General features: G+C 37.2%; 13 protein-coding genes. 1 reads left to right on the top strand and 12 read right to left on the bottom strand.

Features of this window, described 5'->3' with window-relative positions:
- Positions 1–28: 28 nt before the first annotated feature.
- From G7Y42_RS00870 to G7Y42_RS14950, 6 genes are all read right to left on the bottom strand, one after another.
- Positions 29–478, bottom strand: coding sequence for a PTS sugar transporter subunit IIA (locus tag G7Y42_RS00870; RefSeq protein ID WP_165002970.1), 450 nt, complete (start codon positions 476–478; stop codon positions 29–31).
- Positions 479–1,192: 714 nt separating this feature from the next.
- The gene (locus G7Y42_RS00865) at positions 1,193–1,483 is read right to left on the bottom strand and encodes a hypothetical protein (RefSeq protein ID WP_241161887.1); all 291 of its coding nucleotides are present in this window, start codon (positions 1,481–1,483) and stop codon (positions 1,193–1,195) included.
- A 221-nt stretch (positions 1,484–1,704) separates the two neighbouring features.
- Positions 1,705–2,283, bottom strand: a complete 579-nt coding sequence (locus G7Y42_RS00860) for a hypothetical protein (RefSeq protein WP_165037795.1) — start codon at positions 2,281–2,283, stop codon at positions 1,705–1,707.
- Between the two features lie 224 nt (positions 2,284–2,507).
- Entirely contained in the window at positions 2,508–3,203 is a 696-nt protein-coding gene (locus tag G7Y42_RS00855; RefSeq protein ID WP_165002965.1) for a LytTR family DNA-binding domain-containing protein, read from the bottom strand.
- 778 nt (positions 3,204–3,981) lie between these two features.
- A complete protein-coding gene (locus tag G7Y42_RS00850) occupies positions 3,982–4,374 on the bottom strand; it encodes a thioredoxin family protein (RefSeq protein ID WP_241161886.1) in 393 nt (130 codons plus the stop codon).
- A gap of 84 nt (positions 4,375–4,458) precedes the next feature.
- Entirely contained in the window at positions 4,459–5,280 is an 822-nt protein-coding gene (locus G7Y42_RS14950; protein ID WP_241161885.1) for a hypothetical protein, read from the bottom strand.
- A gap of 258 nt (positions 5,281–5,538) precedes the next feature.
- Here G7Y42_RS14950 and G7Y42_RS00840 point away from each other — a divergent pair, with 258 nt between their 5' ends.
- Positions 5,539–6,435, top strand: a complete 897-nt coding sequence (locus G7Y42_RS00840) for an Rgg/GadR/MutR family transcriptional regulator (protein WP_165002963.1) — start codon at positions 5,539–5,541, stop codon at positions 6,433–6,435.
- Between the two features lie 91 nt (positions 6,436–6,526).
- Here G7Y42_RS00840 and G7Y42_RS00835 read toward each other — a convergent pair whose 3' ends face one another.
- From G7Y42_RS00835 to G7Y42_RS00810, 6 genes are all read right to left on the bottom strand, one after another.
- On the bottom strand, positions 6,527–6,790 hold the full coding sequence (locus G7Y42_RS00835; protein ID WP_002290330.1) for a type B 50S ribosomal protein L31: 264 nt from the start codon (positions 6,788–6,790) through the stop codon (positions 6,527–6,529).
- A gap of 98 nt (positions 6,791–6,888) precedes the next feature.
- Positions 6,889–8,184: a transcription termination factor Rho gene (gene rho / locus G7Y42_RS00830; protein WP_165002961.1), complete on the bottom strand. Its 1,296-nt coding sequence runs from the start codon at positions 8,182–8,184 to the stop codon at positions 6,889–6,891.
- On the bottom strand, positions 8,181–9,452 hold the full coding sequence (locus G7Y42_RS00825; protein ID WP_165002959.1) for a UDP-N-acetylglucosamine 1-carboxyvinyltransferase: 1,272 nt from the start codon (positions 9,450–9,452) through the stop codon (positions 8,181–8,183). The genes rho and G7Y42_RS00825 overlap by 4 nt, the downstream gene beginning before the upstream one ends.
- 185 nt (positions 9,453–9,637) lie before the next feature.
- Positions 9,638–10,513 carry a class II fructose-bisphosphate aldolase gene (locus G7Y42_RS00820; protein ID WP_165002957.1) on the bottom strand — a complete coding sequence of 292 codons (876 nt, stop codon included), beginning with the start codon at positions 10,511–10,513 and terminating at the stop codon, positions 9,638–9,640.
- A 287-nt stretch (positions 10,514–10,800) separates the two neighbouring features.
- A complete protein-coding gene (locus tag G7Y42_RS00815; protein WP_165002955.1) occupies positions 10,801–12,411 on the bottom strand; it encodes a CTP synthase in 1,611 nt (536 codons plus the stop codon).
- 205 nt (positions 12,412–12,616) lie between these two features.
- On the bottom strand, positions 12,617–12,943 hold the full coding sequence (locus G7Y42_RS00810; protein ID WP_165002953.1) for a hypothetical protein: 327 nt from the start codon (positions 12,941–12,943) through the stop codon (positions 12,617–12,619).
- Between the last annotated feature and the right edge of the window lie 51 nt (positions 12,944–12,994).

Below are 12,994 nucleotides of genomic sequence, written 5' to 3'. Positions count from 1 at the left end.
CGATACTCGGACATGGCTACACTATTTTTTATGCTTGGTTGATCCGTCTGATGATGTCTGCTGGCGTAGTAGCTTCCTTTATTTCCTTTCTGAAATCTGCATCCACCAACCGTCTGGAGAGTGTGCTGAGGATCTCCAGGTGCATATCTGCTGATTTTTCAGGAACTACGATGGCAAAAACATATTCGATCGGTACTCCGTCTATCCCGCTGTAATCCGTTAATTTAGCCGTATGGAAAAAACACAGTGCTGGTTTTGTCACATATTTGCTTTTCGCGTGTGGAATCCCAAAACCCTCTTCTATCCCTGTAGAAATCTCCTCTTCTCGTTTGAATAGTGCCTTGACGACTTTTCTAGCACTTCTTATCCTGTTCGTTTTTTCCAGTACATCACCTATCCGCTCAAACAATGATCCTTTTGAATCTATCGATGGATCGAAAACAACCAGTTCTTCTGCGATCAATTGATCAAAGCTCATTAAAATCCTCTCCCCCACAAAAAAATGTTACCGTTTTCTTAGAACTGAGGTCAGTATAGCATCGCTAGCTGTACCGTTCAATATAATGAGCGAACAGAGGGAAAATACCCATCATCCGAGTGTTTCAGTCATCAAAATGAACGATTTAGCTCACAAGCAATCGTGCGTTCCTAGCAAAACAAAAAGCCTTCCTCGAAAGGAAAGCTTGGTTTCTATTTTTAGGTAAATTGTTTTTTGTACTTTGAAATAATCACTCTTCATTTCGTTAATACAAGGGTGTTTTTATCAAATCAAATTGATAATGAAAAACTATCTACTACTTTTTCTATTAATTTCTGCATTATGATGCGAAAAAAATAAAAAGTTCTTGTCTTAAAGCAAGAGCTTGGTTCATTGTTCCTTGTTTTTTTTAAGTAGTAGTTATGCCTACAAGAGCAGAATTCTGAATGATTGGTGCTCCTATAGAGCCATCTGAAATAGTAATATCATAGAATAGCAATTCTGGTGTATTAATTATTAACTCTTCATTTCCCCACATGATTCGCTCAAAAAGATTTCCAGTATAACTCACAATATTGGATCGAACAACGCCTTCCACTGGCACCGCATAATCTAATCGATTTGTAAAACCAAATATCAGCACAACTTAAAAATAATCAACACAAAATTAAATTTCTTTATTTGCTCTCCTTTGTTGTAATTATCCTAGTTACCTCACTTTATTTTAATTAACTCTATTCCCATTACATTTGAAGTCGTTCCAGAACCTAATTTACTGCGTATAACGAATATACGCTCTTCATCTCTCTTATCCAATATGTAGGACCATTGATGGTCTTCACAATATATCGTTAATTCATCATCTACTTTTATACCTGTGAAAAAACCGTTAAACTGGTGTTTATCATATGAAATACCTATTGAATACTTATCAATATTGATTGTCCATATCGATTCATCTTCCGTATATACCCATTCTCCACAAAAAAAGTTAACTTCTCCCATTCCGCCTTTGATAATTCTAGTTTTTTTTCTTCGGTTGATCAGCGGGAGATGAACAAGCCGTACATAATAATATTGTTACTAGAATAAGAGAATAAATTTTTTTATACTTCACTTCTAACACTCCTAGTGCTATTTATAAATAACGCCAAGAAAATAACCCTGAATCTTGTTTGAATACCACTCCATGAGTACTAATCAAATGACTGGAAGGGTCCAGTAGATTATATCTTCAACGAAAATATATTACCTCTGCACATTAAACATACAACTAAGAAACTTATAGCAATTATTACCCAAAACCATTCAAGGGATTCAATGATGCCATCCATTACATTAAACATATTTATCTTATTATTTACTATTCCATCCATCTCTACTATAGCCTCTTTTACTTGAGAAAATTGAGGACGATTCCCTAAGCTTATGGTATTTTCTCCGTATGCAATATTTCCTAACGCCCATTTTCCAAACACAATATTTCCAAAAGATTGAAAACCAAACGCGATATTCCCTAACGCTAAGTAGCCGATAGGAATAGTTCCCACAGCAATGATTCCTAATGGAACAATCCCCGCACTTAAAATCCCAGAACTAGATAATCCAAAGGTGAAAAGTCCCAATCCCATGATTCCAAAAGAAACTAACCCAATTGAAATCGGTCCGATTGCAATTATCCCTCTTGCAATTGGCACAGTAGACATTCGTTTACTATTTTGATTAAAAACCGGGTATACAATATGAATCAACGAAATTTCCCCTATTTTTTTCCTATATTGCATAAAACCAATTGCTTTTTTCACTATTTTCGCCCCCTTTCTTTTATGTATTTTTTCTATTAAGTTTTTCGTTTATCATACGCCTTTATAAAACGTTCTCATTTTTCGGTATTCAATACATATCAACAAACACGTTACTTATTTGACGAATAATCTTTTTTGCTTCCTCTGTACTTTAGTTTTAACTTTTTTGATGTATGCTTATTTATCCAAGGAAAAGTTAGCTAATATATATTTTTTACATCAAATCATTTTTGTAAATGAATGAATTTATTGGATACATTCTCTCTATATTTTCTACTGATCGGTAATTCTATTTCTCGATGATTATTTAAGATAACTTTCGTTCTACTTGCTTGTCTAACAAAATTTATATTGATAATGAAAGAAGTATGTATCTGTGTAAAACAGGCATCTAATTGTTCTAATATCTGATCCGTATTCATATAAAAAACTTTACTCATACCAGATACATGATGAAGCATTGTTTGTCTTTTATGTTTTTCAAAATATATAATTTCTCCAAAAGAAATATAATTATTCATATTATTAACTGAAAAAACAAATTGCTTTTTGCTTAAATTCAGCAGACGGGAAATATCATCCATGATTCTAAAAACCCTTTCTTTAGTAATAGGTTTTAACACATAATCAAATGTACGTATTTCAAATATTTCACTCATATATTTCTTATGATTTGCGAGAAATACAATAAAAGCATTGAGATTATATTTTCTCACCGTTTTGGCTACCTCTACTCCTTGGTTATCCTTCTCAATATTGAGAAAATATAACATATGATCATTATTTTTTAGTGATTGAATCAGTGAATGAGAATCAGGAAAGACATCTACTTTATACGAATTGAGACTATATGCATGAATAAATGCTTCAATTTGCGAATTTATTTCTTCCGCATCATTACAAATAGCAATTTTAAACATCTTTTTCTCCTTTTTTCGTTTATCTTCTATACAAAATTTCCTTCATTTTCATTTTATCATATTTAAAACGGCGTTTAAGCTCTATGTAATAAAATACCTTTCTACTGTAAAAAAAAGCAAAGTGATCATTATACCTTTCGATCAGTAGATTGATCGCACCTGATTCCTATAAGTATAGTACACAAAAAAACGGGATCCTCTTAAAGAGAATCCCGTCAAATATTGATACCTCAATATTTTGATTATTCCGCAGCGTTTGCGTCTTTGAGACCGTATTGAGAGCTAGATTGCTTTCTAATGCTTCTGATAAGCAGAGAAAAACTTAGATAATGGATGCCCTAAGTTGTTCTGCTTCAACACTATATACATTTGCTAAGTCAATGTATTTAGATATTAGCTAGGGGGATTTTATGCTGATTACTATTGAATTTAATGCACTGTCCTCTTATCACTAACAGTCAAGTATTTTTCTAATTTTTTTCGACAAATTCATATTGACAATATTTTTCATTGTAAATCTAAAATAATTTTTGTTGTTAGTAATTTTAGTTTGACTTATGTCAGATCCTTTTCTCAGGAAATCCATCCACTAGGTAACATACATACACCATTTTTAATTATTTTCCCTAATTTTTTCCAAGATCAACTCAATATCTTTTCTTAATTGTGCTATTTGACGTTGCGTATCATCATTATTTTTTTGAAGTATTTTCAGCGCGTAAAGACAAAATACTAAAAATAAGCCTAGAAGTATCATGCTATATATAGGGACAAACAACTATGCATCCTCCTTTAAAAATTTTTTATTATTTTCTAAAAATTCAGAAATAGCTTTTTCAGTGTAAACACCATCTAATCTATCAATCAGAACACCGTTAGAAATCATTAATAATGAGGGTACTACAGTTAAATCAAGCTTTTCAGCTACTGCCTCTAAGCTCTTTTCATCTTCGTTTCGAGCTATATCAGTTCTATAATAATTGACTTTTATTCCCGCATTTTTTAATAAGTTTCGAAGTGTAGGTTCGATTTCTTGGCATTGAATACAGGTTGGTCTACCCACATATAACAAGAAAGTATCCGAACCTTCAAGCTTTGATTTTAACATCTCTGTTTTGATTTCAGGTAGAATATTACTCATACCAAGTCTGTTTGTTTGAAAAAAAATCAACGAGAATACTACCACAAAGAGACATAGAAACGATACAATTATTCTGCTAGTTTTAATCGACTTTTTCACATCTTATCAGTCCATTCAAAGTTTAAAACAAGCTACTACAGAACTCATCGTACCAGTGCCTAAAGCTACAACCCCCCCAATACAAGCAGCACAAATTACCGGTATAGCTGGGCATGAACCAACACAAGCTCCTGCAATTATAGTCGCAACGTATTTACTAATACCAAGAACAACAACAATACAAGCAATTTTAGCAGCAACACCTCTACTCTGAGGTAACAAAGCTCCTTGTTTTTGTACATTTTGCATGTCCTTCTTAATTTGCTCGTTAGATAAAAACTCTTCATTAAGTAAATCAGATTTCGTCAATTTACCGTTTACGTAAGATTCAATCTGAGTTTTATTGTTCAATCCTTGACTAATAATAGTTTCTTGATATCCTTCATTTTCCCCATTCTGACTATAAGTAACCGTCAAATTACTAAATAAATTATAGCCTTCGCCTACTATAGGCACTGTGATCGTATAAAAATCCTCTGAATTTTGTGTAACTTGCAGAACTTTCACATTTGTTAAATCTAATGAGCTTTCTGGTACATGAATAATAATGTTTCTATTGCGTAATTCATTTTGAAATCTTGACTTCATGTCATTAGTTTCTGTTTTACTTACTAACTTTGTAGTTTCCATAATATCAGACATTTTCCCAAATGTATCTAATTCTTCATCCGTAAAATCTGAAATCATTTTTTCATTCGTTGTCACAGAAAAAACTGCTTCACCTGCAGAAACATTTAAAATTGGGATAAATGAGCTAACTAATATTAGTGATAAAGCAAAAATTGTTCCAACTTTTACCATACTTATCTTACATAAAATTTTTATTAGATATGACATCCAAATTCCTCCTTTATCTTTTGTAAGCTTCTTTTCATTTAGTATTACTCTATTCCCATCCCCTTTCTCCTTTAGAAAAAATAATCAATCGACAATCTATCCACCACCCAAGTAACAGCCTATCCCCGATTTTCAATATTAAATACACACCTCCCGTATTTTTATTTTATCTACTATGTTATTATGATTAAAAATACGTATTATTTTCATTTTGTGATTAATTTGCGCATAACAATTATAAAAGAACGGAGCGGTGATATGGATAGCGGGGAATTACTTAAAAAATTGCGTGTAGAAAGAGGTATCTCTCAAAAAAATTTAGCTAAAAATATAACAACAAGAAATACATTATCTAAATATGAAACTGGAAAAAATAGCATTCCTTTTGTTATTTTATTGGAATTTATTGATAAATTGAATATAACCATGGATGAATTTGTCTTATATCTAGAACTTGATAGCATACGAGAGAAAAATAAAAAGATAAAAGATTTTATTAAAGCTACTAGAGAGAATAGAGGATCACGGAAGTATACTTTAGAAATCATTCAAAAAAAAGCAAATACTACACGAGACATTGTTGATATTCGCAACTATTTAATCATAAAAACTTTTGATTGGTATACTCTGCCCGTAGAAAAACGTAAGCTGAATAAAAACGATAAAGAACACTTAGATCACTTTGCCAACTATTTAGAAAAAGTAAATGAGTGGGGAAGATTTGAAATGATCAGTTTTAGCTCATTACTATTTCTTTTTGATACAAACTATATATCCCAAAGGCTTACAGAAATCGAACGCAAAATTGAAAAATACAACGATTTTGAAATTTTTCATCCGATATTATCTAGTCTTTATAATAATGCTTTTCTTTTAATGTTAGAACGCAAAAATATTCACTTTTCTAAACAATACTTACAAAAATTTGAAGCTACTCATCATAGATTATTATTTGCAAAAGATACTCAGATATCCATTCAATTTTATAAGGCATTAATCTGTCATATAGAAGGAGATAGCATCAAAGGACGAAAACGAATAATGAAAATTTTACAAGGGCTAGAATTATTAGAGATGGATAGTTTAATCAATGAATTTAAATTTGATTTAATAAAATTCGAAAAAATTTACTGTATCCCACCCATTTTTGAGTAACGATATCCATCTATTCATTATGGTCAAAACGCAAAAAAGCAGACTATCCCTATCAGATAGTCTGCTAAACGTTGAGTTATCAGCGTTTTTATTATTCCGCAGCGTTTGCGTCTTTGAGACCGTATTTTTTGTTGAAACGGTCCACACGTCCGTCTGCTTGTGTGAATTTTTGACGTCCAGTATAGAATGGATGTGAGTCAGAAGTTACTTCGACACGGATGACTGGGTATGTATTACCGTCTTCCCATTCAACTGTTTCTTGTGAAGTTTTTGTTGAACCTGACAAGAATTTAAAACCAGTTGTTGAATCCATGAACACTACTGGATGGTAATCTGGATGGATATTTTCTTTCATAATTTTTTCGCTCCTTTGCCCTGCTCCATTTGCTGAACCAGAGTTGATTTGTCAATTTACAACAGTAACATCTTAACATGTTTCTATCAAGGTTGCAATTATCTTTTCAGATTTCTTGTCTGATTTTTTTTACTGAAGGAGACATCTTGGAATTCTTTGAAGAATTGCTGGTTGTTTTTGGTTTTGCGCAGGAAGCGGATCAGTTGTTCCGTATAATCTAGCGAATCGCCGGTCATATTTTTGCGAAGCTTCCAGATTTCTTCTAATTGTTCGCTTGGCATGAGCAGTTCTTCTTTACGAGTACCAGATTTCTTGATATCGATGGCTGGGAAGATCCGCCGTTCAGATAATTCACGTGACAGCTGAAGCTCTAGATTTCCGGTCCCTTTGAACTCTTCATAAATGACATCGTCCATTCGGCTTCCCGTATCGACTAACGCAGTCGCTAAGATCGTCAAACTGCCGCCTTCTTCGATATTTCTGGCCGCACCGAAAAATTTCTTGGGTTTGTAGAGTGCTGCAGGATCGATCCCTCCGCTTAGTGTGCGTCCACTTGGCGGCACTACCAGATTGTATGCTCGTGCAAGTCTCGTGATGCTATCCATCAAAATAACGACGTCTCGTTTGTCCTCTACCAAACGCATCGCACGTTCTAATACCAGTTCTGACACACGGGTATGGTTTTGCGGCTGCAAATCAAAGGTAGAAGATACGACATCACCTTTCACACTGCGTTCAAGGTCTGTTACTTCTTCGGGGCGCTCATCGATCAAAAGGACGATGAGTTCCACATCAGGATAGTTCTCGGTGATCCCGTTAGCAATTTCTTTCAATACAGATGTCTTACCTGCTTTAGGCGGAGCGACGATCAGTCCTCGCTGTCCGAATCCGACAGGTGAGAAGATGTCGATCATTCGTGTAGATAATCGTTGCGATGTTGTTTCTAATTGAAGCTGTTCTTGCGGATAAAGAGGTGTCAACGCCGGAAAATGCGGACGTTCTTTCGCTTCTTCCGGGTCTTTTCCATTGACGCTTTCAACGTGCATCAATCCATAATAACGCTCTGATTCTTTCGGCGGACGTGCTTTCCCTGCTACTTTGTCCCCGTTTCTCAAACTGAAACGTCTGATCTGAGAGGCTGAGATGTAGATATCTTCTACACTTGGTCCATAGTTGATCGGTCGTAAAAAGCCATAACCGTCTTGCCCAACGATATCTAAGATCCCTTCCATGTAGTAGAATCCCTGTTTTTCAGCTTGCGCCCGAATCACAGCTAATGACAGTTCTTTTTTGTTCATTTTGCTGTAATAAGGGATTTTAAATTCTTTTGCGTAACTGTAAACTTCCTTCAATGTCTTGTTTTCCAGCTCCGCCATTGTCAAATAATCACTCATTCGGCTCCCACTTCCTCCACCATTTCGATCGATGCCCCTAAGGCTGTTAATTTTTCAATAATATGATCATAGCCGCGCAAGATATAGTCGACATTATAGATCGTTGTTGTTCCTTCTGCGAGAAGTCCGGCGATCACCAAGCATGCGCCAGCCCGAAGATCTGAAGCAACGACTTCTGCTCCGTGCAACTTATTCGGTCCGTTCACGATGATCATGTTTCCTTCTACTGTGATGTCTGCACCCATTCGAGCAAGTTCTGGCACATGATTGTTGCGTTTAGAATAGATGGTATCTGTGATCTCGCCTGTGCCTGAAGCCATCAGCAGTAAAGGAGTAAGTGGCTGCTGCAGATCTGTGGCAAATCCTGGGTAAGGATACGTCATGACATTTGCCATCGTCAGATTTTTCGATGGGTAGACTTCGATTTCGTCTTCGCTGATTTTCATGTTGACACCGATCTCCTGCAGTTTAGCGATGAAGCTTTCTAAGTGTTCGAAAATCACATTTTTGACTTTGATCCCGTTTCCTGCTGCTGCCGCTAACGACAGATAGGTCCCGGCTTCGATCCGATCGGGGATCATGAAATGACGGCATCCGTGGAGTTTGTCTACGCCTTCGATTCGAATGACATCCGTGCCTGCTCCGCGTACTTTCGCTCCCATATTGTTGAGCAGCGTAGCGACGTCGATGATTTCAGGTTCTCGTGCAGCGTTTTCAATCACTGTCTGCCCTTTTGCTTTCACTGCCGCAAGCATCACGTTGATCGTTGCACCTACTGAAATCACATCCATGAAAATCCGGTTGCCTCTCAGACCATCCTTTTCAGTGCGCAGATACATTGCTCCATGTTCATTATTGACAGAAGCACCTAATGCTTCGAAGCCTTTGACATGCAGATCGATGGGACGAGGTCCTAAGTAACAGCCGCCTGGGAGTCCTACGACGGCTTCGCCGAATTTGCCCAGTAATGTTCCCATGAAATAATAAGAGGCACGTAAACTATTGATCTTCCCATTTGGCATCGGAACAGACACGACACCTCGAGGATCGATTTCTAAAACATTGTCTGAAAAACAGACTTTTGCGCCCATGATCTCTAAAATTTCAATCAATGAATGGACATCCTGAATATCCGGAACGCCTTCTAATACTACAGGCGAATCAGCTAAGATCGCCGCTGGTATCAATGCAACTGCGCTGTTTTTAGCGCCACTGATCGTTACTTCACCTGTTAGCGGCCGGTTTCCTTTGATTACGATTTTTTTCATCTGTTTCCACCTTGTTTGATATCGTATTTCTTACATATGTCTGTATTTTATCATAGATAAAAAAAAGAAACGAGTATCGACTTTTCTTTTACACAAAAAAAGAACGGCACACAGCTTGACAAGCTGTGTAGCCATTCTCTTCGGACTGTGTTTCAACGAACACAAAGAACGGATTTCAATTGAAATTAAGCGTTCGCTTTGTTTGCTGAACCGAACCAGTCGATATGAGCTTTTGCATCTTCAACGATCGCTGCTTTACCTGGAGCTAATAATTTACGAGGGTCGAATCCTTTACCTTCTTTATCTTTACCAGCTTCGATATATTTGCGAGTAGCTGCAGCAAATGATAATTGGAATTCAGTGTTAACATTTACTTTTGAGATACCCATTGAGATTGCTTTTTCGATTTGATCTTGAGGAATACCTGATCCGCCATGTAATACTAAAGGCATATCTGGACCTACAGCATCAGCAATTGCTTGTAAGTGGTCAAATGCTAGACCGTTCCAGTTTTCTGGGTATTGACCATGGATGTTACCGATACCGCAAGCTAGGTAGTCGATACCTGTAGCAACCATTTGTTTGCATTCTTCGATGTCAGCTAATTCGCCGTTACCGATGATTCCGTCTTCTTCACCGCCGATTGAACCAACTTCACATTCTACAGAGATACCTTTAGCATGAGCTTTTTCAACAACGTCTTTTGCTAATTTCAAGTTTTCTTCAAATGGCAAGTGTGAGCCGTCGAACATAACTGAAGTGTAGCCTAGTTCGATACATTCTAGAGCTGCTTCGTAGTCTCCGTGGTCTAAGTGAATAGCAACTGGAACAGTGATGTTCATTGCTTCAACTAAATCAGTGATTAAATCTTTACAGATTTTGTAACCACCCATGTATTTAGCTGCACCCATTGATGTTTGGATAAGTACTGGTGCTTGTTTTGCTTCAGCTGCTTCAAGGATAGCTTGAGTCCATTCTAAGTTGTTTGTGTTGAACCCGCCGACAGCGTAACCGCCTTTACGAGCAGCTTTTAAAAATTCAGCTCCTGATACTACTGGCATAATAAATTCCTCCTAAGTTTTGTAAAACTAAATTTGTTAAGACAATTCTTAACCAACGAACCTATTTTACCAAACATTCCGATAGTTTTCTACTAAAATCAGTGAAAATGAAAATTTTCAAGAAGTTTTTTGTAAAAAATAAAACCGAAAAGTAGGTGATTTGTAAAAAAAGTCTGGATTTTTCTAACTTCTGTTCTCGTAACAATAACAACAGAAAAAAAGAAAAACGTCAAGAAAACAGCTTGACCTGCTTTCTCGATGTTTTTCTCTTTTGGCATCCGGATCGCTTATTTTGCTTCGCGGTCTGACAATGATGCACCGACAAACGCTTTGATCAGTTTTTGCGGACGGTTTGGTCGAGAGATCAATTCTGGGTGGAACTGGCAGCCCACGAAGAATTTCTTCTCAGGGATCTCAACGATTTCCACTAAACGATTGTCTGGTGAGACACCGGAGAAGACCAATCCTTGTTCTTCAAACATTTGACGATATTTATTATTGAATTCGTAACGGTGGCGGTGACGTTCTTGGACGACATCTGCACCTTCGTAAGCTTCCGCTGTTTTTGTCCCTTTTTTGATTTTGCATGGATACAACCCTAAGCGCAATGTACCACCTAGATTCTCTACATTTTCCTGATCTGCCATCAAGTCGATGATATTGTTCGTTGTGTCAGGATTGGTTTCAGCTGAAGCCGCATCTTCCAGTCCAACGACATTTCGTGCAAATTCGACACATGCCATTTGCATCCCCAAACAGATTCCTAAGAATGGTACATCATTCTCACGAGCATAACGGATCGCTTCGATCTTCCCTTCGACACCACGATCACCGAAACCGCCAGGAACCAAAATCCCGTCAGCGTCTTTCAAACGTTCTTCCACGTTTTCGCGTGTCAGCTCTTGTGCTTTGATCCAATCCAATTCGATGTCAGCATTATAAGCAAATCCTGAATGTTTCAAGGCTTCAACGACAGAAATATAGGCATCAGGCAATTCGACGTATTTTCCGACAAGTGCAATGCGAACTTTTTTCTTCAGATTCAAGACACGTTCTTCCAATTCTTTCCATTCTGTCATATCTGCTTCTGGTGTTTCTAACTTCAGGTGCTCACAGACGATGCGATCCATCCCTTGCGCTTGCAAGACGAGTGGAATGGAGTAAAGTGTATCCACATCTGGAGATTCGATCACAGCTTCTGGTTCCACGTCACAAAATTGTGCTAATTTATTTTTGACACTTTGTGAAACAGGCTGTTCTGTTCGGACGACCAGGATATTCGGCTGGATCCCTAACCCACGCAATTCTTTCACGCTATGTTGGGTAGGTTTAGTCTTCATTTCTCCTGCCGCTTTCAAATAAGGAATCAATGTCGTATGGATGTACATGACATTGTCTGCACCGACATCTGCTTTCATTTGACGTAGTGCTTCAAGGAATGGCAGAGATTCGATATCTCCTACTGTTCCGCCGACTTCGGTGATGATCACGTCTGAATCCGTCATCTTTGCGGCACGCATGATTTTTTCTTTGATTTCATTTGTGATATGCGGGATCACCTGAACAGTCGCGCCTAAATATTCCCCTTTACGTTCTTTACGTAATACTTCAGAATAGATTTTTCCTGTTGTCACATTGGAGTATTTGTTCAAATTGATGTCAATGAATCGTTCGTAGTGCCCCAAGTCCAGATCGGTTTCAGCACCGTCATCTGTGACGAACACTTCCCCATGCTGATAAGGACTCATTGTTCCCGGGTCCACGTTGATATACGGATCAAATTTTTGGATCGTTACTTTCAAGCCGCGATTTTTCAACAGACGGCCTAAAGAAGCTGCAACAATCCCTTTTCCGATTGATGAAACGACGCCGCCGGTTACAAAAATGTATTTTGTCATAAGTTCAAAAACTCCTTCTTGTTTTATCTGCAGGAAAAGTCTCAGAAAATAAACAAAGCTCCCTATTCTTCAACAAGAATAGGGAGCCGAAATTTCTGTAAACTTCTGACCCTTTAAAAGGGTGCCCAAGGTGTATAATACAATCTGGCCAAGGGAAAGTCAAGCCCTCAAATCAATACTATCCGCTTTCAATTTTGTTTTTATATCAAGTAGATCGGTCGTTTTTCTTCTTATTGATATCTGCCTTTCCCAGCTTTTTTTGCAGATCATCTTCTGGAAACTCTTTCTTGAGGCTTTTGTTGATGCTTTGATAAAACAGAAGGAACAGGATAAGACAAGCCAGCATCGTCCCCGCTAGGAACAATCCAATCATGAAATCTTTGCTAAAAAGCCTAGCATGAAACAACACAAAAGCAAACAAAGACAGGAGGATGACAGATGCCATTCCACCTACCAACATCAATTGTTTTGCTATCAGTAATAACCGTTTATACGTATGATCCAACTGCTTCTCTAGCTCCTTTTCTTTCAATGGCGAACGCCTCCTGATGATAAAATGGGTGAAACTTAACGATTTTGTATC

The organism is Enterococcus sp. ZJ1622 (assembly GCF_011038845.1).
Lineage (GTDB): Bacteria > Bacillota > Bacilli > Lactobacillales > Enterococcaceae > Enterococcus_B.
Note: the sequence above shows the minus strand (reverse complement) of the source record. Positions and strands in the feature narration are given on the sequence as shown.